General features: G+C 62.3%; 21 protein-coding genes and 1 tRNA gene. 10 read left to right on the top strand and 12 right to left on the bottom strand.

Annotated elements, in window-relative coordinates:
• Window positions 1-181 precede the first annotated feature (181 nt).
• Both SO140_RS13735 and maiA read right to left on the bottom strand, forming a co-directional pair.
• On the bottom strand, window positions 182-694 hold the full coding sequence (locus SO140_RS13735; protein ID WP_449381168.1) for a MarR family winged helix-turn-helix transcriptional regulator: 513 nt from the start codon (window positions 692-694) through the stop codon (window positions 182-184).
• Complete coding sequence (gene maiA / locus SO140_RS13740) at window positions 684-1,316, bottom strand: maleylacetoacetate isomerase (RefSeq protein ID WP_449381167.1); 633 nt, start codon at window positions 1,314-1,316, stop codon at window positions 684-686. Before maiA ends, SO140_RS13735 begins: the two co-directional genes overlap by 11 nt.
• 208 nt (window positions 1,317-1,524) lie before the next feature.
• On the opposite strand from maiA, the gene gtdA reads away from it, so the two are divergent.
• On the top strand, window positions 1,525-2,565 hold the full coding sequence (gtdA, locus tag SO140_RS13745) for a gentisate 1,2-dioxygenase (protein ID WP_498542723.1): 1,041 nt from the start codon (window positions 1,525-1,527) through the stop codon (window positions 2,563-2,565).
• A 116-nt stretch (window positions 2,566-2,681) separates the two neighbouring features.
• On the opposite strand, the gene SO140_RS13750 is transcribed toward gtdA, so the two are convergent.
• From SO140_RS13750 to SO140_RS13765, 4 genes are all read right to left on the bottom strand, one after another.
• A complete protein-coding gene (locus SO140_RS13750; protein ID WP_449381165.1) occupies window positions 2,682-3,509 on the bottom strand; it encodes an ABC transporter permease in 828 nt (275 codons plus the stop codon).
• A complete protein-coding gene (locus tag SO140_RS13755; RefSeq protein ID WP_449381182.1) occupies window positions 3,502-4,275 on the bottom strand; it encodes an ABC transporter ATP-binding protein in 774 nt (257 codons plus the stop codon). The genes SO140_RS13750 and SO140_RS13755 overlap by 8 nt, the downstream gene beginning before the upstream one ends.
• A 92-nt stretch (window positions 4,276-4,367) precedes the next feature.
• Entirely contained in the window at window positions 4,368-5,372 is a 1,005-nt protein-coding gene (locus tag SO140_RS13760) for an ABC transporter substrate-binding protein (RefSeq protein ID WP_449381164.1), read from the bottom strand.
• A gap of 21 nt (window positions 5,373-5,393) precedes the next feature.
• Window positions 5,394-6,758, bottom strand: coding sequence for an FAD-dependent oxidoreductase (locus SO140_RS13765; protein WP_449381163.1), 1,365 nt, complete (start codon window positions 6,756-6,758; stop codon window positions 5,394-5,396).
• Between the two features lie 141 nt (window positions 6,759-6,899).
• Here SO140_RS13765 and SO140_RS13770 point away from each other — a divergent pair, with 141 nt between their 5' ends.
• Together SO140_RS13770 and SO140_RS13775 are read left to right on the top strand one after the other, a co-directional pair.
• Window positions 6,900-7,160, top strand: coding sequence for a hypothetical protein (locus SO140_RS13770; RefSeq protein ID WP_449381162.1), 261 nt, complete (start codon window positions 6,900-6,902; stop codon window positions 7,158-7,160).
• 102 nt (window positions 7,161-7,262) lie between these two features.
• Entirely contained in the window at window positions 7,263-7,598 is a 336-nt protein-coding gene (locus tag SO140_RS13775) for a hypothetical protein (protein WP_449381161.1), read from the top strand.
• Window positions 7,599-7,653: 55 nt separating this feature from the next.
• Here the strand turns inward: SO140_RS13775 and SO140_RS13780 are convergent, their stop codons facing one another.
• Window positions 7,654-8,454 (bottom strand): enoyl-CoA hydratase-related protein, encoded by an 801-nt coding sequence (locus SO140_RS13780; protein ID WP_449381160.1) that lies wholly within the window; start codon window positions 8,452-8,454, stop codon window positions 7,654-7,656.
• A 172-nt stretch (window positions 8,455-8,626) separates the two neighbouring features.
• Here SO140_RS13780 and SO140_RS13785 point away from each other — a divergent pair, with 172 nt between their 5' ends.
• On the top strand, window positions 8,627-9,601 hold the full coding sequence (locus SO140_RS13785; protein WP_449381159.1) for a ketopantoate reductase family protein: 975 nt from the start codon (window positions 8,627-8,629) through the stop codon (window positions 9,599-9,601).
• Between the two features lie 12 nt (window positions 9,602-9,613).
• Here the strand turns inward: SO140_RS13785 and SO140_RS13790 are convergent, their stop codons facing one another.
• On the bottom strand, window positions 9,614-10,306 hold the full coding sequence (locus tag SO140_RS13790) for an alpha/beta hydrolase family protein (protein ID WP_449381158.1): 693 nt from the start codon (window positions 10,304-10,306) through the stop codon (window positions 9,614-9,616).
• A 126-nt stretch (window positions 10,307-10,432) separates the two neighbouring features.
• Here SO140_RS13790 and SO140_RS13795 point away from each other — a divergent pair, with 126 nt between their 5' ends.
• Window positions 10,433-11,578, top strand: coding sequence for an acyl-CoA dehydrogenase family protein (locus SO140_RS13795; RefSeq protein WP_449381157.1), 1,146 nt, complete (start codon window positions 10,433-10,435; stop codon window positions 11,576-11,578).
• Between the two features lie 15 nt (window positions 11,579-11,593).
• Here SO140_RS13795 and SO140_RS13800 read toward each other — a convergent pair whose 3' ends face one another.
• The gene (locus tag SO140_RS13800; protein WP_449381156.1) at window positions 11,594-12,574 is read right to left on the bottom strand and encodes a helix-turn-helix domain-containing protein; all 981 of its coding nucleotides are present in this window, start codon (window positions 12,572-12,574) and stop codon (window positions 11,594-11,596) included.
• 161 nt (window positions 12,575-12,735) lie between these two features.
• Here SO140_RS13800 and SO140_RS13805 point away from each other — a divergent pair, with 161 nt between their 5' ends.
• Window positions 12,736-13,461, top strand: a complete 726-nt coding sequence (locus SO140_RS13805) for an alpha/beta hydrolase (protein WP_449381155.1) — start codon at window positions 12,736-12,738, stop codon at window positions 13,459-13,461.
• Between the two features lie 196 nt (window positions 13,462-13,657).
• On the top strand, window positions 13,658-15,268 hold the full coding sequence (locus SO140_RS13810) for an ABC transporter substrate-binding protein (RefSeq protein ID WP_449381154.1): 1,611 nt from the start codon (window positions 13,658-13,660) through the stop codon (window positions 15,266-15,268).
• 47 nt (window positions 15,269-15,315) lie between these two features.
• Here SO140_RS13810 and SO140_RS13815 read toward each other — a convergent pair whose 3' ends face one another.
• Window positions 15,316-16,455 (bottom strand): amidohydrolase/deacetylase family metallohydrolase, encoded by a 1,140-nt coding sequence (locus tag SO140_RS13815; RefSeq protein WP_449381153.1) that lies wholly within the window; start codon window positions 16,453-16,455, stop codon window positions 15,316-15,318.
• A gap of 209 nt (window positions 16,456-16,664) precedes the next feature.
• Window positions 16,665-16,741, bottom strand: a tRNA-Arg gene (locus tag SO140_RS13820).
• 287 nt (window positions 16,742-17,028) lie between these two features.
• On the opposite strand from SO140_RS13820, the gene SO140_RS13825 reads away from it, so the two are divergent.
• Both SO140_RS13825 and SO140_RS13830 read left to right on the top strand, forming a co-directional pair.
• On the top strand, window positions 17,029-18,513 hold the full coding sequence (locus SO140_RS13825) for a metallophosphoesterase family protein (RefSeq protein ID WP_449381152.1): 1,485 nt from the start codon (window positions 17,029-17,031) through the stop codon (window positions 18,511-18,513).
• 244 nt (window positions 18,514-18,757) lie between these two features.
• Window positions 18,758-19,579, top strand: coding sequence for a hypothetical protein (locus SO140_RS13830; protein WP_498542724.1), 822 nt, complete (start codon window positions 18,758-18,760; stop codon window positions 19,577-19,579).
• Between the two features lie 723 nt (window positions 19,580-20,302).
• Here the strand turns inward: SO140_RS13830 and SO140_RS13835 are convergent.
• Window positions 20,303-20,497: a hypothetical protein gene (locus tag SO140_RS13835; protein WP_449381150.1), complete on the bottom strand. Its 195-nt coding sequence runs from the start codon at window positions 20,495-20,497 to the stop codon at window positions 20,303-20,305.
• A gap of 110 nt (window positions 20,498-20,607) precedes the next feature.
• Here SO140_RS13835 and SO140_RS13840 point away from each other — a divergent pair, with 110 nt between their 5' ends.
• A complete protein-coding gene (locus SO140_RS13840) occupies window positions 20,608-20,961 on the top strand; it encodes a VOC family protein (protein WP_449381149.1) in 354 nt (117 codons plus the stop codon).
• Window positions 20,962-21,076: the final 115 nt, after the last annotated feature.

A 21,076-nucleotide genomic window follows, 5' to 3' on the forward strand; every position in this document is an offset into this window, starting at 1 on the left:
GCGGGCGATCCAGTATTCCAGAGGCGGCGACGAATACGGAGAAGCCGCGGCGTACTGGATTCCCCGCTTTCGCGGGGAACGACACCTGAAATTGCCACGACGGCGCGGCCCCAATCTCAGCGTCGCCCCCGGGACGACGTCGGTGGTGAGGCGCAAGTGCAACCTCACTCGCATCGCCCCCTCACCCCGCCTTCCCCAGATGTTCCAGCGCGTCCTCGGCGCGAAGGGGGACGCGGGAGGCTTCGTTGTTGAGATCGACGAGTTGCACGAGCAGCGTCATCAGGGTCTTGCGGTCGCCGGGCTTGAGCGGCTCCAGCATGCGCGCCTGCGCGCGCTCGACCGCTGGGATGATGTCCTTGAGGATCCCTGCACCCTGCCTCGTCAGATAGAGCAGCTTGATCCGCTTGTCCTCGGGCGCCGGCTTGCGCTCGATATAATCCTTGGCCTGGAGCCGCTCGATGACGCTGCCGAGGGTCGAGCGGTCGAAGGCGATCACCGCGGACAGCCGCGTCGCGTCGATGCCGGGATGGGTGTGGATCGCAACCAGCGCCGCATATTGCACCGGCGTCAGGTCGAAGGCCTTGCACTCCTCCATGAAGATCGAGACCGCGATCTGCTGCATGCGCCGGAACAGATAACCCGGCGCGGCATAGACCGCGTCCATCGTGATCGGAGGGGCAGGCTTACTCGGCATCGGGCTGCTTCTCCGGCACCGCATTGGCGAAAGCCGGCAGCGCCTTCGCTGCGGCTTCCGCCTTGAGCAGGCACGGATAAGCCGAGACGTCGACCCCGAAGCGGCGGGCATTGCCGAGCTGCGGCACCAGGCAGAGATCGGCGAGCGTCGGCGCGTCGCCGAAGCAGAACGGCCCCACCTCGTCTTTCACCAGCATCTCGCAGGCCGACAGCCCCTCGCGATTGACCCAGGCGGCCCATTCCTGGACCTTCTCCTCGGCCAGCCCCAGTTCGCGCAGGCGCGCCAGCACTTTCAGGTTTTGCACCGGATGGGTGTCGCAGGCGATGGCCAACGCAAACGCCCGCACCTTGGCGCGGCGCAGGCTATCCTTCGGCAGCAGCGGCGGATTGGGGTGGGTCTCGTCCAGCCATTCGATGATGGCGAGCGACTGCGTGAGGATTGTGCCCGCATCATCCTCCAGCGTCGGCACCAGGCCTTGCGGGTTGATGGCGAGGTAGGCGGGCGCGCATTGCTCGCCCTTGCGCAAATGATGCGGCAGGTGAGCGGCGGTCAGCCCCTTCAGGTTCAGCGCAATCCGCACCCGATAGGCCGCGCTGGAGCGGAAATAGCCGTGCAGCTTCATCGGAACCCTCCCATGGATTTTCTTGCACGTCATTCGGGGGCTCGCGAAGCGAGAACCCGGAATCTCGAGATTCTCAGGTGCGCAATTGCGCACCGCAGTTCGCCCTGCGGGCGCCCCGGAATGACGCCATCTTCATGGCGGCCATCAAGTTGACGCTACCTAGATTGGCAGTATACTGTCAATCTACAAAACGAACGGGAGGCTCGCCATGGAAGCCGTAGCGAAGACGCCGGAACGCGAGGCGTTCTACAGGAAGATCGACGGCGAAAACCTCACCGCGCTCTGGACCGTGATGAGCGACTTGATCACGCCGGAGCCAAGGAGCGCCTGCCGGCCGCATTTGTGGGAGTTCGACGTCATCCGCGACTACATGACCGAAGCGGGCAAGCTGATCACCGCCAAGGAAGCCGAGCGGCGGGTGTTGATCCTGGAAAATCCCGGCCTGCGCGGGCAGTCGAAGATCACGACCTCGCTCTATGCCGGTGTGCAGATGGTGGTGCCCGGCGACGTCGCGCCTGCGCATCGCCACAGCCAGTCGGCCCTGCGCTTCGTGCTCGAGGGCAAGGGCGCCCACACTGCCGTCGACGGCGAGCGCACCGCGATGGAGCCCGGCGACTTCATCATCACACCGTCGATGACCTGGCACGATCATTCCAACGAGACGGATGAGCCGATGTTCTGGCTCGACGGCCTCGATATCCCCCTCGTGCAATTCTTCGACTGCTCGTTCGCTGAAGGCGCCAAGGAGGATCAGCAGAAGATCACGAAACCCGCTGGCGACAGCTTTGCGCGCTACGGCCACAATCTGCTGCCGGTCGACATGAAGCGGTCGTCGAAGACCTCGCCGATCTTCAGCTATCCCTATGCCTACACCCGCGAAGCGCTGGAAAAAGCCAGAGCGCGCGAGGAATGGGACGCCTGCCACGGCTTGAAGCTGAAGTTCAGCAACCCCGAGACCGGCGACTACGCGATGCCGACCATCGGCACGTTCATCCAGCTCCTGCCGAGGGATTTCAAGACCGCGCGCTATCGCTCCACCGACGCGACCGTGTTCTGCGCCGTCGAAGGCAAGGGCCGCACCCGCATCGGCGATGCGACCTTCGAATGGGGCCCGCGCGACCTGTTCGTGGCGCCGAGCTGGCACTGGGTCACGCACGAGGCCGAGGCGGATGCCGTGCTGTTCAGCTTCTCCGACCGTCCGGTGCAGCAGAAGCTCGACCTCTTCCGCGAGGATCGCGGGAATGCGTGACAAGACGATGCCGTAGGGTGGGCAAAGGCGCACTCGCGCCGTGCCCACCATCGATCCGCGTTACCAAGTGGTGGGCACGCTCCGCTTTGCCCACCCTACGGCTTTTGTGCCAACCCTCATCGCCAGTGCAGCAGCCGCGTTTCCAGCCAGTTGATGACCTTCCCCACCGCCAGCCCGAATACCGACAGGATCACCACGCCCGCAAGCAGCTGATCCGTCTGCATGAGATTGCCGGCCTGGAGCACGAAGGCGCCGATGCCGAACTGGGCACCGATCATCTCGGCGCTGACGACGAGCAGGAGCGCGACCGACGCCGTGATGCGGAAGCCGGCGAGAATCGAGGGCAGCGCACCCGGCCAGATTACCTTGCGCACGATGGTCGCGAACGGCACGTTGAAGCTCTGCGCCATCCGGATGAGGTTGCGCGGCACCGCATCGACACCGCTATAGACCGAGATCGCGGTCGAGAAGAACACTCCGAGCGCAATGGTCGCGATCTTCGGCTCTTCGCCGATGCCGAGCCAGAGGATGAGCAGTGGCAGCAGCGCGATCTTCGGAATCGGGAACAGTGCCGAGATGAAGGTGATGCCGACGCTGCGCGCGAGCCGTGAGAGACCAATGGCAAACCCGACGACAACGCCGGCCGCGGTGCCGAGCAGCCAGCCGACACCGATGCGCAGCAGCGAGGCCGAGAGATGCTGCCAGAGCGCACCGGAAGCCGCGAGCTCGTAGATAGCGCGTGCGATCGCCGAGGGCGCCGGCAGGAACAGTGGATTGACGAGGCGCGCACTGCCCGCGGCCTGCCAGAGCGCGATGACGAGCGCGAGCGCGACCCAGCCGCCAAACCGGCTGCTCGCCGGCACGAAGCCCGCGCCGCGGAAGCGCACCGGCCGCGTCACCGCCTCCTTCGTCTGCGCTTCTGCCCGGGTTGCGCGATCAAGCATGCTGAACCTCGCGCTCGGCATCGATCGCTTCGTTGCGGATCAGCGACCAGATCTGGTTCTGGAGCGCGAGCAGTTTTTCGCGCGCAGCAGCCTCGCCGCGTTCGGCGCGCGTCATCGGCACCGTGACGACCTCGCGAATGCGGCCGGGTCGCCGCGACAGCACGACGATGCGGTCGGCAAGCCGCGCGGCCTCTTCGAGATTATGAGTGACATAGACCGCGCCCATGCCGCCATCGGCGAGCAGGCCGACGAAATCCTCCATCAACAGCTCGCGGGTCTGCGAATCCAGCGCCGAGAGCGGCTCGTCCATCAAGAGGATGGCGGGTCTCACCGCAAGCGCGCGCGAAATGCCGACGCGCTGGCGCATGCCGCCGGAAAGCTGCTTTGGATAGGTCGTGCGAAAATCAGTAAGTCCCGTACGGCGCAGGGCATCGTCGACCTGTGCGCGGCGCTGTGCGGACGAAAGCTGGGTGTGCAGCAGCGGGAATTCGACGTTCTCCTCCACCGTGGCCCAGGGCAGCAGCGCAAAATCCTGGAACACGAAGGTCAGCGGATTGAGGCTGTCGGACGGCGGCGCGCCGCGCAGCTCCGCTACGCCGGATGACGGCAGCAGCAGCCCACCCAGAATCGACAGCAGCGTGCTCTTGCCGCAACCCGACGGCCCGACAATCGCCACCACCTCGCCCGCGCTGATGGTGAAGGACACGTCGTCGAGCACGGCGAGCTCGCCGAAGCGATGGGTGATGTGGTTGGCGATCAGGTCCATCAATCGTTGTCTCTTCTCACACCGTCACCCGGAAGTGCCGGAGCGCAGCGGAGGTCTCGAAGGGCGACGGGGATAGTGGGTCGCCTGGGGCATCAATCCGCCTTCACATAGTCCTTCGCGATGATCGCGTCCGCGTCAAAACCCTTGTCGGCAAAACCCTGCTCTTGCAGCCATTTGATCTGGTTGTCGACGTCCTTGACGTCCAGCTTGCCGTCGGGATCGATATAGGCGCAATTGCCGACCACCTGCTCGACCGGCAGGTTGGTATACTTGGCGATGATCTCAAGCAGCGGCTTTGTCTGCTCGTTGATCGGCACGGTGCCATTCTTCATCGCAGCCAGGATGACGTCGTGATATTCGCGATCGGCTCTTGCCAGCGCGCCGAGCAGCTTCGTCACCAACACTTTGTTGGCGAGTGTCTTGGGCGAGGCGAACACGGCGCCGAGCTGCCAGGGCGTCTCGTCGCCGACCCAGCCAAGGAATTTCGCGCCGCCGTCATCCATCAGCTTTCGCGCGGTGGAGATGGGAAGCAGCGCGGCGTCGACCGTTTCGCCCTTCAGCGCCGCCGCCGCATTCGACAGCGATTGCAGCGGCACGATCTTCACGTCGGATAGCTTGAAGTGATATTTGTCCGCGAGCAGGCCGAGCGAATAGTGAAAGGATGATCCGACCTGCGTCATAGCCACTCGCTTGCCGGCGAGATCCTTCGGCGTCTTTAGCCCGGCCGCGTAAGCGTTGTTGCTGGCGAAATAGCCGATCAGGGGATAGCCGGCCTTTTCGCGGCTCATGCCGCCGATGACCTTCAGCGTGCCTTTGCCGGCGAGATTGTAGAGACCTGCGGTGAAGGCGGTGATGCCGAAATCAACGTCGCCCGAGGTGGTGGCGACCGCGATCGGCTGCGCCGCATCGAAGAACTTCAGCTCGATATCGAGGCCGGCGTCGCGGAAATAGCCCTTGTCCTGCGCGATGAAGACCGGCGCGGAGGACGACAGCCTGAGCACGCCAACTTTCGCCTTCAGCGCCTCCTCGGCCTGCGCTGCTGCAATCGTCGTCAGCGCCAACAAGCCTACACCCGCGAACCGCGCAACCCAACCCATCCGTCTTCCTCCGTCGTTTCTTCACAGGCCCTCTGGCACGGTCTGGTCCCGCCCGATGAAGGCGCCCTGTTGTTTCAATGTTTCCTGCAGTTTTTCAACCGGGATGTCACGCGGGATCTGGTTGCCTGCCAGCGCCAGCGCAGCAGCGGAACCGGCCGCCTCCCCCATCGCGAAGCAGGCCCCGGAGACGCGTGCCGCCGACTGGCCCTCATGGGTCATGGAGGCGCAGCGGCCTGCGACCAGGAGATTGTCTACGCTCTCCGGCACCAGCATGCGATACGGCAATTCGTTGTAGCCGCGCGATTCGGGGATCGGCGGGAAGGTGAAGACGACGTCGCCCGGCACATGGGCCTCGATCGGCCAGCCGTTGACGCCGATCGAGTCCTCGAACGAGGCGCAGGTGAGCACGTCCTCGCCGCTGAGCTGGTAGCCGCCCTTGATGCGGCGGGTCTCGCGGATGCCGAGCTGCGGCGGCAGATCGACGATATAGGATTTTTCAAAGCCTGGCACGGTGCGCAGGAATTCGAAGGCGGCGAGCGCTTGGCGACGGCCCTCGATTTCGCCGCGAGTGAGATCACCAGGCTCGATGCCGTTGATGGCATGGCCGTCCTCGCGCGCGACTTGCGTGAAATTCACCCGCCATTCGATGCCATGGCGCTGCGGCCGCACGATCGCGCTTTTGCGCGGAAAGCTGTGCGTGCCGGTGGCGAGCGCCTTTTCCATCAATTGCGGAATGGTACGCCAGGCCTCGCCAGCCTTCTCGGGATCGATACCGTTGAGGCGGAACATCATCGACGGGTAAAGCGGATGGCCGTGTTCGTCGCCGATCTCGTAGGGCGCACCGGACCAGACTGCGAGATCGCCGTCGCCGGAGCAATCGATGAAGATCTCAGCTCGCACCGCTTGCCGTCCGGCCTTGGTCTCGACCATCAGCACGTCGATACGGCGCGCATCGCCCATCACGACGCCGGCGCCGAGCGCATGGAAGAGGATGTCGACGTTGTGGCTTGCAAGGAGATCATCAGCCGCGATCTTGTAGGCCGCGGTGTCGTAGGCTTGCGCAAAGACCTTGCCGAGGATCAGATGCGGCTTGTTGAGGCCGTCGAGCCGATCGATTCGCGCGAGCAGCTCGGAGGCCATGCCCTGCACGAGACGGTGGTGCCTGCCATGGACATTGCCGTGCAAGCCACAGAAATTGGTGACACCGGCGGCCGTGCCCATGCCCCCCAGAAAGCCGTAACGCTCGATCAGAAGCGTTCGCCGACCCGCCTGCGCCGCCGAGGCAGCCGCGACGATGCCGGCCGGCCCACCGCCGAGCACCACCACTTCATATTCGCCATAGAGCGGGACCTGGCGCGCAGGTTCCCGAATGGATTTTCTCTGCAAGACGATAATCCGGTCGTTTGAGACCCAAGGTGGGCCCTTTTTGCTATCTCGACAAAGGGATCGACGATGTAAAGTCCTATGGCGCCAAAAGACGATTGATCCCGCTCGGCGGAACTGACAGAACAGGCGCCCCTAGGATCGATGTCTTTGAAACGCACCCTGATTTCGCTGATCTGCCTTGCGATCTCGGCCGCGCCGGCTTCCGCAGTGGAGCAGAACTGCCGCTTCATCCAGGCCAAGGCCGACCGCGAGGCCTGCTACAAGCGGCAGGAGGAAGAGCTTGCGACCAAGCGCAAGCCCGAGCCACCACGCGAGAGCACCACACTCGAATCGCTCAAGCAGATGCGGCAGGACGACGACGCGGTCTATCGCAGCATGAGCGGCATCTGCCGGGGATGCTGAGGGGCGACCGATCGGCACGGTTGCACGGCGCGAATTGCGCCGATCCCGTTAACGTTTTCTAGTAGCAGGACAGCTATGACGTCTGGCGCTCTGGGATCCGTCATGAAGATCTTTCTGTTTGCACGTGACCTCGCGGGGATTTGGCAGACCGAGTTGTACCTGCTTGCCATTCCGGGGATCATCGTCGGAGCGGGGATCGGCTACACCTTGCGTCGCTGGTTCATCTGCCTGATTGTGAGTGCCGCTACCGCCTTCTGGTTTCTGTATGCCTTGAATGCCAGTCGACCGCTTCATCCTCATCATCAACTGAGCCTCGCCGAACTGGCCGCATGGTCAGCCGTTGCCACATTGCCTGTGATCCTGGCCGCGACATCGCTCGGCTATTTTGCAGTCGTGTGGCTGCGATACAGACGCGCGAAATTGAAAGCACCAGCTTAGATCACCGCCTGTCCGTCATAGGCGTTGTAAATATCCGGACGCTGGCAACGATCCCTCAGGCCTTGCCGCTCCATTTCGCCGCGCGCTTCTCGGCAAAGGACGCCAGCCCTTCCGCCGCTTCTGCACTCTGGCGCTTGAGCGAATGCAGATGAACGAGGCGCGCATAGGCGGCGTCATTGACGCTCATCCCGCCGAACGAGCTTTCCAGCGCGAGCCGCTTGGTCTCTGCCATCGCCTCCGGCCCATTGGCGAGCAACTGCTCGACCACTTTCGCGCCGGCGGCCTCCAGCTCGGCGAGCGGCACGACGTCATGAACGAGGCCGATGCGGCGCGCCTCATCGGCGCCAAAACGCTCGCCGGTCAGCGCGTAACGGCGAACTTGACGCACGCCGATGGCGTCGCAGAGCTGCGGGATGATGATTGCAGCGGTCAGGCCCCAACGCACCTCGGTGATCGAGAACAGCGCATTGTCGGCCGCGATCACCACGTCGCACGCCGCGATCACGCCGGTGCCGCCGCCGAAGCAGCCGCCCTGCACGAGCGCCACGGTCGGGATCGGCAGCGTGTTCAGCCGCTGCACCGCCTCGAACGTCGCCCGCGAGGCCGCCTCGTTCGCTTCAGGCGATTGCGGCCGCACTGAATTGATCCATTTGAGGTCGGCGCCGGCCTGAAAGTGCTTGCCGTTGCCCCTGAGCACCACGACGCGCAAATCGGGTTTGCCGCTCAGTTCGTCCATCGCGGCGAGCACGCCTGATATCAACGCTCCGTCATAGGCATTGTTGACCTCGGGTCGATTGAGCGTGACGGTCGCGACCCCGCGCTCGTCAAAGGTCCACAAGACAGGGCTGGCCGGCATGGGCGGTCCTCTCGGCATTATTCTTTGTCAGGCCACGCACTATGACCGTGGCCGCGTCCCTTGATCCATCACTTTCCGCGGGGAGGCGGTCGCGCCCATCGCATGGCGGCTTGTGCCATGCTGTCCGTCGGCGCGAGCCAAAGATCAATCCTCGGGACGGGGCGGTCATATCATGCGTATTTGCATTTTCGGCGCGGGTGCCGTCGGCAGCCACCTTGCGGTGCGGCTTGCACGCGCCGGCCATGAGGTCTCCTGCGTCATGCGCGGGCCGCATCTGGAGGCAGCGCGCGCCAACGGGCTGAAGCTGCGCGTCGGCGAGGCGGAAGTTTGTGCCAAGGTCCGCGCCTCCGGCGATCCGGCTCTGCTCGGGCCGCAGGACGTCGTGATCTCTACCCTGAAGGCAACCGGCCTGCCGGGCCTCGTCACCGGCATCGCCCCGTTGCTTGGCGAAGAGACCGCGATCGTGTTCGCACAGAACGGCATTCCCTGGTGGTACAATATCGGATTACCGCCGCGGCACCCCGCCCCACCTGACCTCGCCTTCCTCGATCCCGGTGCGCGGCTTCGCAAGGCGATCGCGAAAGAGCGGATCATCGGCGGCGTCGTGTTCTCCTCCAACGAGGTGGTCGAACCCGGCATCGTCGAAAACCTCTCGGCCGACCGCAACCGGCTCTTGGTCGGTGAGTGCGACGACCGCAACAGCGAGCGCATCGCGCAGCTCCGCACGGCCCTGAACGACGCAAAACTCGAATCACCGCCTGTCTCCGACATCCGCGAGGCGATCTGGTCAAAGCTATTGACCAACATGTCGCTGACGGTGCTGTGCCTGCTCACGGGCCTGACTGCGCGCGGCGTGCGCAACGACCCCGCCTTCACGGATGTCATTCCGCGCCTGCTCAACGAGGCCAACGAGATCGCGCAGCATTACATCCCCGAGGTCAAGCGCATGACGCGGAGCGGCCCGGCGCCCAATCACAAGCCGTCGCTGCTCCAGGACTACGAGCTCGGCCGCGCCATGGAGATCGACGTGCTAGTGAAGGCCCCGGCCGCCTTTGCCCACGCCGCAGGCCTCTCGACGCCGTCGCTCGACCTGATCGCAGCGCTCGCGATCCAGAAGGCGCGCGACAAAGGGCTTTATGCCGGATGACCGCGCGAAGGCTCAGACGAACTCGTTGATCCACGCCGCGAGCGTATCGAGCACCTCTTCCATCGCCTCCTCATTGCTGCGGCCGGACTTCCGCAACACCGCGAAGGAGTGATCGCCGCCGGCGACCTCGTGCAGCCTGGCCTTCGGGCCGAGCCCCTCGATCACGGGTTCGAGGTAGCGGAGATCGGCGAGCCGGTCGCGCGTGCCTTGCAGGAACAGCATCGGGATCTCTATTCCAGACAGATGAGCCGCGCGCTCAATTGAAGGCTTGTTGTCGGCATGCAGCGGAAAGCCGAGGAAGGCGAGCCCGCGCACACCGGGCAGCGGCGCCTTGGACTGCGCCTGCGAGGTCATGCGCCCGCCGAACGATTTTCCGCCGGCAAATAGCGGAAGACCGGCGCAGAGCCGCGCCGCTTCCTCGACCGCCGTTCGAACGGCAGCGTGCGCGATCATCGGCGTGTCGGGCCGTCCCAGCTTCTTCTCCATGTAGGGAAAATTGTAGCGCAGCGTCGCAATGCCGCGATCGGCGAGACCGGCCGCGACTTTCTCCATGAACGAATGCCGCATGTCCGCGCCCGCGCCATGCGCGAAGACGTAGCAGGCGCGCGGCTTGTCCGGCATCGTCAACAGTGCGGAGACGGCGCCCGCGCGGTCGATATCAATCTTGAGCTCGGTGGTCTTGAGCTCAGTCGTTTCGGCGGTCAAAATCACACACCCCCAAAGGCTCGAATCCGGTTGCCTTGGTAGCGCCACCGGCGCAGCCTGAAAACACAATAATTGCCCGCCTTCACCGGAGTACCAAAAACAGTCGCACCGCCGACCGGAGTTTTCATGTCCTACCGCTCCTCCTGGATGACCGAAGAGCTCGAAATCTTCCGCGACCAGTTCCGGAAGTTCCTCGCCAAGGACCTCGCGCCGCACGCCGAGAAGTGGCGTGCGCAGAAGATGGTCGACCGCTCGGCCTGGCGCGGGCTCGGCGAGATGGGCGCGCTGTTGCCGAGCGTGCCCGAAGCCTATGGCGGCCTGGGCGCGACCTTCGCCTACGATGCCGCGGTGCTGGAGGATATCGAGAGCACGGTGCCGGAGGTAACGACCGGCGTCTCCGTGCACAGCGCCATCGTCGCGCACTACATCCTCAATTACGGGTCGGAGGAGCAGAAGCAGCGCTGGCTGCCGAAGATGGCTTCGGGCGAGATGGTCGGCGCCATCGCCATGACCGAGCCGGGCACTGGCTCGGACCTGCAGAGCGTCAAGACCACGGCGAAGAAACAGGGCAACTCCTACGTCATCAACGGCCAGAAGACATTCATCACCAACGGCCAGGCCGCCGACCTCGTCATCGTCGTCGCGCGCACCGGCGAGGTTGGTGCCAAGGGCATCTCGCTGATCGTGGTTGAGACCGCAGGCGCGGACGGCTATCGCCGCGGGCGCAACCTCGACAAGATCGGCCTGCATGCCTCCGATACTTCGGAGCTCTTCTTCGACAACGTTACGGTGCCGCCGGAAAACCTGCTCGGCAACGAAGAGGGGCAAGGCTTCGTGCAACTGATGCAGCAACTGCCGCAGGAGCGCCTCGCGCTCGCGGTCGGCGCCGTTGCCTCGATGGAGCGCGCCGTCAAACTCACCGCCGATTACACCAAGGAGCGCACCGCCTTCGGCAAGCCGCTGCTCGAATTCCAGAACACCGCGTTCAAGCTCGCCGAGCGCAAGACCGAAGCGATGATCGCCCGCGTCTTCGTCGACTGGTGCGTCGAGCGCCTGGTCGCCGGGGATCTCGACACCGTCACCGCCTCGATGGCGAAATACTGGTGCTCGGAAAAGCAGGTCGAGACCGCCGACGAATGTCTCCAGCTGTTCGGCGGCTATGGCTACATGCAGGAATATCCGATCTCGCGCATCTTCATCGATTCCCGCATTCAGAAGATCTATGGCGGCACCAACGAGATCATGAAGCTGTTGATCGCGCGGTCGCTGTAGCCCTATCGCATCCGCTCACGAGTTGCGCCAGTCGCGCGGCCGACAACCAAAGCGCTGCTTGAAGCGCCGCGTGAAGTGGGAGAGGTCCGAAAAGCCCCAGTCGAACGCGATCGTGCCGATCTCGCGACCTGCCACGGCCTGATCTCGCAGATCTGCCGCGGCGCCGTCGAGCCGGCGCTCCATGATGTAATCGGAGAACGTCGTACCGGAACGCTCGAACAGCTTGTGCACATAGCGTTCGCTGATGCCGACGGCACCCGCGACCGCCGCAACGGTCAGCCCTGGCTCGCGCAGTCGCTCGTGGATGGCGCGGCGCAGCGCCAGCACCGTGGCATCCGCAAAGCTCGCCGCTTCCGCGACTTGCGCGCGCGAGCGGCGCGACAAGCTGAGCGCCACGAGATCGAGCAGCACGCCAAACAGGCGCACGCTGTCCTCCTCAGTCATTCGCAAGGCGCCGGCGTTGAGCGCGCGCGCCGTCCCGACGATGAGATGGCCGACATGAGGATCATCGGAGACGCGCTCGGCTTCGAAATCGAAGCCCGGCGGCAGGCGGTCGCGCAGCGCGCGCGAGGGCACCCAGAACGAAGCGACCTCCAACGTCGGGCCGCGGTCATGCAGCAACCTCACCTCGCGGTCGCTGTCGCAGATGCCGACCTGGCCGCGCGACAGGCTGACGTCGCGATCCCCCTGCACGATGCGGCAGCGGCCGGCGAGCTTGAAGTTGAGATAGAAGCAGCTCTCGTTCGAGGCCGCGATATCGCTGCGCGAGCGATGCACGGTATGCTCGGGAAACACCACGCGGTTGACCGCGCCGGCGCCGAACCTGATCGTCTCCACCTTTGCCGGAAAATACGACGTCGTCGCCGATTCCGGCGTCAGGTTCATGAACGCCTGGCAGATCGCCTCACGGTAGAAGGAAAACTGCTCGGCCGGGCGCGCCTCGGCCGTATTCCAGACGAAGTGCCGCGGCCGGCTTGCTGGATTGACCTGCTCCATCAGTTCGCTCCGAGACCAATCCGGTTCAGCGCCAGCCAAGCGGACCGATCCCCGGCCGGCTCAATATGGCTGCAACAAAGGCAACGACCGACGTTCAGTCGGCAAGGTTTTGGCCGGTGATTGCCGCGCCGATCTAACCATCCTTGCGGAGGAGCTACAATATGTCGACCTACGTCCTCGTCCACGGCGCCTGGCACACCGGAGCCGAGCTTGAGCCCGTCGCCGCCCCCATTCGTGCCGCCGGCCACACCGTCCATACCCCCACGATCAGGGGCAACCGGCCGGGCGACGCCAAGACCACAGGGCTCCAGGAGGCGATCCAGTCCATCGCCGATTATCTTGCCGAGAACAATCTGAAGGACGTGATCCTGCTCGGCCACTCCTATGGCGGCATGGTGATCACGGGGGTCGCCGACCTCGTGCCGGAGCGCATCCGCCGGCTGATCTACTGGAATGCCTTCGTCCCCAACAACGGCGAGTCGCTCAACGACATGGTGCCGCCGCACTATCTCGGCCTGTTCGAGGCGATTGCCGCCGAGCGCGGTGACGGCTCCGTGGTGCTGCCATTCCCGATCTGGCGCGAGGCATTCATCAACGATGCCGATCTCGAACTGGCCCGGAAGGCCTACGATATCCTCAATCCGCATCCGCTCAAGACGTTCAGCGACAAGGTCGCGCTGAAGACCAACCCGGCCGAGATGCAACTGGCGAAGTCCTACATCAACTGCACCGAGGATACTGCGCTGCCGCACGGCTATCCCTGGCATCCGCGGTTGTCGGAGAAGCTCGGGCTGTTCCGCCTGCTTCAGGTGCCGGGCAGCCATGAATTGTGCTTCTCCGATCCGGCCCGGCTGGCGCGAGCGATCATGGAAGCAGGACGGGACTGACGCGCGTCCGTCAAAAGCGAGACGACCTTCGGCAACTGCTCGCGCCGCCGGCTCCGGCGGCACGGCCCTTGCTTGGTCGCAAACGAATTCAGATCGGTGGAAGCAACCCTGCTTGTCACGTGTGGCTCCCCGCCATACGCTGCCCTATCGGCAGCCGCCATCTGGTTTCGTTTGCGTCAGGTCAGGAGAACAGCGAATGGTTCACGTCTCGCGCCGGAAACTGCTTCAGCTTGCGGCTGTTGCGCCATCGGCACTTCCCGTTGCATGGACGTCGCTTGCATCTGCCGCGGGCGGAAAGAAGGTCCTGACTGCGGTAATGCAATCGGACCTTCGCGTCACCGATCCCGGCTTTACGACGGCCATCATCACCCGCGACCATGGCTACATGGTCTACGATACGCTACTCGGCATCGACTCCAGCTTCAAGGTGCGGCCGCAGATGGCCGACTGGACGATCTCCGCGGACAAGCTGACCTACACATTCACGTTGCGCGACGGCCTGAAATGGCACGACGGAGCGCCGGTGACGGCAGAGGACTGCGTCGCCTCGCTGAAACGCTGGGGCGTGAGCGTCGACGGCATGGCGCGCAAGCTGATGGACTTCACGGCAGGCATCGAGGCTCCCGACGCCAAAACGATCGTCCTCAAGCTGAAGGAGCCCTATGGCCTCGTGCTGGAGACGATCGCCAAGCCATCGTCGATCTGCGCCTTCATGATGCCCAAGCGACTTGCGGAGACCCCGATCAGCAAACAGATTCCGGAGCAGATCGGCTCCGGCCCGTTCAGGTTCGTGGCTGCCGAATTCCAGCCCGGCGTGAAAGCCGTTTACGAAAAGAACACCGACTACGTGCCGCGCAAGGAGCCGGCCGAATGGACATCGGGCGGCAAGGTGGTGAAGGTCGACCGTGTCGAGTGGCTGACGATGCCGGACGCCCAGACCGCGCTCAACGCGCTGCAATCCGGCGATGTCGATTTCGTTGAAACGCCGCCGTTCGACCTGCTGCCTGTGCTCGAGTCCAACCCGGACATCAACATCGCAATCCTGAACAAATTCGGCTTCCAATCATTCGGCCGGATGAACTTCCTGCATCCGCCGTTCGACAATGTGAAGATCCGCCGCGCCGCGATGCTCGCCATCAACCAGAAGGACGTGCTCGATGCGCAGATCGGCAACCCCAAATACTACAAGCTCTGCGGCGCATTCTTCATTTGTGACACCCCGTTCGCCAGCGACGAGGGCGGCGAGAGCCTGATCAAGGGCAACGGCATGGCGGAAGCCAAGAAGGCCTTGGCCGAGTCCGGCTACGACGGCACGCCCGTCGTGATCCTGGCGCCGGGCGATCAGATCCTGCTGAAAGCCCAGCCGATCGTGGTCGCACAGCTCCTGCGCGAGGCCGGCTTCAAGGTCGATCTTCAGGCGATGGACTGGCAGACCGTGGTCACCCGCAGGGCCAACCAGAAGCCGCCGAAGGAAGGCGGCTGGAACATGTTCTTCACCTACCAGGGCGCCGCCGACTCGATGAACCCGCTCGTCAATGGCGCGATGGTCGGCAAGGGCAAGGAGGGTGGCTGGTTCGGCTGGTCCGAGGATCCCAAGCTCGAGCAACTGCGCGACGCCTTTGCCCGCGCCACCTCGCCGGAAGAGCAGAAGAAGATCGCGCTCGAGGTGCAGAAGGAGGCCTACGATCAGGTGATCTACGTCCCGCTCGGCCAATTCCAGGCGCCGAGCGCATGGCGCAAATCGCTCACCGGCGTGATCGACGGCCCGGCTACGCCGATGTTCTGGAATGTGGACAAGAATGAATGAGCTTCGCTCCTCGCCACGCTCTTGCGGGGAGAGGCGAAAATCTCACCCTACTTCGGATGCCACCAACGGCCGCCGATGACGACGCCCTCGGACACGATTTTCTGGCTACCCGTCAGGTGCTCGTCGACAACGTCGACATAATCGAACTGCCCTTCGCGAACCGTGATCAGCGTGGCGTCGCCGACGCTGCCTACCTTGAGGCTGCCGAGCTCGGGGCGGCGCAGCGCCATCGCGGCGTTGACGGTCGAGGCAGCGACCACGTCGGACAGCGACATCCCCATGCACAAGAATTTCGACATGGTCGTCACCTGATCGAAGGCCGGACCGTCGATGCAGAGCAAATGAATGTCGGAGGAGATGGTGTCCGGATAGAAACCGTTCGCCAGCATCGCGCGGGCGGTCTTGAAGGCGAACGAACCCTTGCCGTGGCCGATGTCAAAGATCACACCGCGCTCGCGCGCCTCCAGCACCACCTTCTTGACCGTGCCTTGCGCGGTCGCCGGCGTATTCGGGAACGGCCGGAAGGCATGGGTGAGCACGTCGCCCGGGCGCAGCCGCGCGAGCACCTCTTCATAGCTCGGCGGCGGATGGTCGATATGCGCCATCAGGGGCATGCCGACCTCTTCGGCCACTTCGAGCGCGATGTCGAGCGGCACGATCCCCGAAGTACCCGAGGCGTGCAGGCCGACGCGCACCTTGATCCCGACGATGAGGTCGCGATTGGCATCCGCCACCTTGGCGGCATCGATCGGGTTCATCAGCCGCAGCTCCTCGCTCTCGCCGACCATCACCTTGTGCGAGAAGCCGAAGATGCCGGCATGCGAGACGTGCAAATAGGCGAGGATGCGGACCTGGCTCGGCTCGATCACATGCTTGCGAAAGCCGGCAAAATTGCCGGGGCCGGCGCTGCCGGTGTCGATCGCGGTGGTGACGCCGGAGAGACGGCAAAACTCCTCGGCATCGATGCCGAGTGAGGTGCCGCCCCAATAGACATGGGTGTGCAAATCGATCAGGCCGGGAGTTACGATGTAGCGAGAAACGTCGCGCACATCGGTGCCCGGATCCGCCTTGAGCCCGCTGCCGATCGCCGCGACCTTGCCGCCCGAAAACGCGACATCCGTCACCGCGTCGAGCTTCTGCGAGGGGTCAACGACCCGTCCGCCGCGCAGGATCAAGTCAAAAGGCATCGTCATCTCCGGGTGGGTCAATGAGGCATGGCGACCCGCGGGCGCGGGCCAGGGCGCAAGGGCTGCTCCGCTCGCTGTAGCAATTTTTGCGCCGGTGACGCAAACCGCATCGCAGTGCGAATTCCAGGCGATCAAACGTGTCGATCGAGCGATGAAGCCGAAAAGACGCGCCTTACCTCTGAACGACTGCGGGCTGGACAAAGTGAGAGTGGCGATCCCGGGATGACTCGAACATCCGACCTACGGTTTAGGAAACCGCCGCTCTATCCGGCTGAGCTACGGGACCGCATTGATATTGCTCACGGAATTTTGGGAGCGATTTGATTTTGCTCCGAATTTGCTCCGCTGCGCAAGCCACTAATAGCCGAAAGGGGAGCTACAGTTCAAGCGAACGTGAGCTATCCTGCCACGCATTTCGGCGGTTTACTGCGCGCGATGGCGAAACCGATAGTTGAAGGTCGGGGCATGTAGCTATCGGCTTCTTGACCGCCAGACACAGGCTGCTCGTTGCAGCGAGATTTAGATTGAGTGCGGAAGGTTGTTTGCTGCGGAGACCTTATTGGGAGGCTGGTTATGACGGGTCGATCGTTTGTTATCGTGCAAATTTCCGACCTTCACCTCGATGGGAAGGGCAAATACTCAGGCGCCATCGACGTTCTAGCCTCCAGCATACAAGACAAGATGCGGGCATTTGCAGATGCGCCTGACCGCATCCTGCTAATCACAGGCGACTTGGTGGATAGCCCTTCGTCGAATGCCTTCAAAGAGGCGAAGAGCGCGATCGAAAAATTCAAAGCAACCGGGGCATTCACCGACATTCGAGCAATCGCTGGCAACCATGATGTGAAGATGAACGGCATCGTGTTCAAGAACGACGAAATATATCAAGAGCTGTCTCTACCTCGTCATTCGGAGAATCACTACTATCCAAACTCGGGGCTTGATCTAGTCCTTCTTGACTCGAATGCGGCGAGCTTGGCTGCGATGGGTGGGATTGAGCAAGCTACATATAACGCAATAGTCGCAAATTCGCTCAATCTTGCACTTGGCCTGAAAGTGGCTACCCCACAAAGGGTGAGCCAAGAGCTTGCGGTGATGCGCGTCTTAGCTCTTCACCACCATCCCTTGCCGCAGGCGGCTGGAGAAGGGAAGACGGTCCTCGGAATACCCGACGAGCCACTCATGTACCTCATGAGTCCCGCCACTTTTTTATCGGCAGCAATTTCAGTTCAATCCACCCTCATTCTTCACGGGCATCGGCACGTTCAAGGTCTCACCCGCTATTCAATCCCGCGTCATCTCTATGCGAGAGCCGAAGAAGACGAAGACTTCTGGCAAGACCTTTACGTCCTCTCGTGTCCTTCCTCGACCGGGCACGGTGGCGATGACGCCGGCTTCAACATAGTTCACTTCGATTCAACATTCAGCAATCGCCGAGTTCGGTATAATCTGGAGATCCTCAGGTTTAATCGCGCCAAAAATGCCGGCACGTTTAACGTAGTAGACATCGGTCTGCCAAACGGCACGATCAGGTTGCCAGTCGGGCGCGATATTTACCGTGACCCGGCGTTCCAAGTCGCGGTCGAAATGTCTGCCAAGGCGGAGATGAAGAGGGCTGAGGCGATAAACTTCGCACGGAAGCTGCTTGTTCGTCGGGCCTTTTATGGCAGCACGGAGTCCAGCTGGGCGCACGGCCTCTATACTTTCCTAGTAACGTATCACGTTTGGGAAGACCTCCTGAATAAGTTCACAAACGCAGGGCTCGCGCGTGACCTAGAGGCCCTTCAAAAGATAAGAATGCGCCTTCAGGAGCTGATCTCTATCTCCAGTGAAGTGTTGGGAATAACGGGTCCTGAGCTCGACAACTTGCGTTTCAAACCGCTCATAAATCACGATCGCATTATGGATGACCTTCCCCAAAATCCGGCACCGGGTCTTGATGTGACCGCCGCGCAGAAAAGCCGCCGCGCCGCCATTCAAGCGATAAATGCGAAGATGCGTGATCTCGGCGTGGAGCTCGATCTGGGATCCAAGGCACCGGAAAATATGCACATCTGATGATATTTGTAGCAAATTCCTCAGGCGCCAAGAATTTAGCTACGATCGCGCATGCTGTTGCGGGCTTACAACAGGACATTCAAAAAACTATCCAAGCCAACTTTTACGTGTTGCGCGCTTAGGTCGAAAGGCGCTCGATAACAACCGCCCATTTTGGGTTGATTTTGAAGTTGGTTGGAAGCAAGGGGCCTTTAGCGCCTCGCGGAGGCCTACACACGTAGATTTTTATCCCGGGGGAAGCAGCATGTTGAGGCCCGGAATCAATTTGATTGCACTAGCCGCCAGTTGCGTGCTCGCGGGTTGTGGGTTGCGGGTCCCGGAGATCCGAGACTTTCCGAACGGCGGGTCGTATGCCTCCAACAATGCCTTGGTGCAGGCAATCGTTCGGAGCGTTCATTGCGAACTTGAGGATGCAGTCACCAAGGTTCTCAATGCGAGAGCAAGTTCGTTTGATGCTCTCTTCTTGCGCAAGTGGGGCGCCCAAGTCGCTCTCACTATCCAACTCGAAGAGAAGTCGACGGCCAATCCAACCGCTCTCTGGTTGCCCCCGTCGCCACCTTCTTCAATATTCACTTTGAGCGGCGCATTTAACGGATCAGCAGATGCAACTCGCGTCGATAAAGTGAATTTCTATTACAAAGTGAGCGAACTCTATTTGGGCCCAAACGGAAAATGCGAGCGTGACACCACGGCACCAATCGATTCATTGCTGATCCAGAGCGACCTGAAATTGGCAGAATGGCTCGATGCGATGGTCAACGGTGTTGCGACCGGGCAAATCACAAGCGTCGGCAAGCAGAACGTTCTTTCGCATCAAGTAACTTTCGAAATCGACACTAGCGGGAGCATTACTCCCGCATGGAAACTTGTGAGAGCGACGTTCAATCAAAGCGGCAATTTGCTGTCGGCTTTGCGGAATCGCAAGCATGACCTCGTCGTCACCTTCGCGCCGCTCGACACAACACAGAGCGGAAATTTCTTAATCCCGATCGGTGAAAGCACGCATATTGCTTCGCAGCTAACCAGCGGCATTACGACTGGCTTCAAAAGCGCACTAGGACAATAGGATCAATCCCCTCTTCCAGAAGGAAAATTTTGAACGGAGGACAATGATGGCCAAGAAGGTGAAAAAGCGCGGTGCAAAGAAGGCAAAAAAGGCAAGTGCGAGGACCTCTCTGTCGGGGCCAGGAATGAATGCTGTAATTGACCGAGTTGCGGGTTGCAATAAACCGCCGATCAAATGGCTAAAGCAGGCTGATGGGTCGTGGCTAGAATGCTTCCTTCGATCGGACTGCACGTACGGCAATTGCCATGAAGTGAGCCCTAATGATGTGCCATCCGAAATCCGCAATGCTTGAATCCGTACGGCCGGCGTGAGATCATCTCCGAGAAAGTACTCATCTTCAACGATGAGCACACAGGAGAGCCCTGAAAGAATCATTGGGGCGGGTCATCTGACCACGTTCCAATGTATTTTGTACGCGGACCGTAAAAGAGCATTCCGCGAAGTCGCGTTGCTTCTCTCGGCAGTGAAAAGCCAGAGTGCATCCGGAAGTCGCTGACTTTAAAGCCTGTTAGTCTGGCCGTCTTCCAGATTTCGATACCTCGTTGGTTAAATTGTTGCGTTCTTAATTACAAATAGTTCGTGATTTGCTCGGCGCGTCCAATTCGTAATTTCCGTCAGCGCCGTTGATGTTGCAGTGCCCAGTTTAATTCTTGCAATTCATCGGACACGAGGTCGCAAATCGCCAGCGTTGCGATGCGCCGAAAGGGCGGCAAGGCGGCGGTCTCAATCATGCTCCTCGAGCTGGGCCGCCGTCCCGTGAACCGGGCAATTCGCGTCAGGGGCGACCAGCATCCCGGACGGCTCCAGCTCATCCGTCTTGGAGTCATGGGCGATCACGGCGCAGGTGCAGCCGAGCGCGATCGCGTCGGCCGTTCCGGGTTTCGGTAACGCGCCATCCGGCATTGTAGGCATTCGCATCAAGACCTCCCGCCTGTTGGATGTTCCGTTTCTCCCGCAAGGCGAAACATTGACCATCGTCAATCGTTTCATCCCCGCTCTAACAGATTTAGTCCATCGGGAGCGCCACCATGATCGAGAGCATCAGTGCCATTACCCTCGCCACCCATGACATGGCACGTGCCGTCGGCTTTTACCGTTCGTTGGGCTTCGACGTCCTGCACGGCGGCGAAGCCCAGGCGTTCACGAGCTTCCGCGCCGGCCCCGGCTATCTCAACCTGATCGCCCAGCCCGAGGACAAGCGCTGGTCCTGGTGGGGCCGCGTCATCTTCTACGTCGCCGACGTCGATGCCATCCACCAGCGCGCGCTCGCCGCCGGATGGCAGCCGTCAACCGCGCCACGAGACGCCGAATGGGGCGAGCGCTACTTCCATCTCACCGACCCCGATGGCCACGAACTCAGCTTTGCGCGGCCCTCGTCCTGACCCGATAAGTCACGCCCGCTGACGTTCCCCAATGGGCAGGTGGCGGCATGTCAGCCGCTGTGGCAAGCTCGGCCGCGGTTTCCTCATGCGAGACTTGTATTGGGTTCTAACCAGG

Source organism: Bradyrhizobium sp. UFLA05-108, assembly GCF_059803455.1.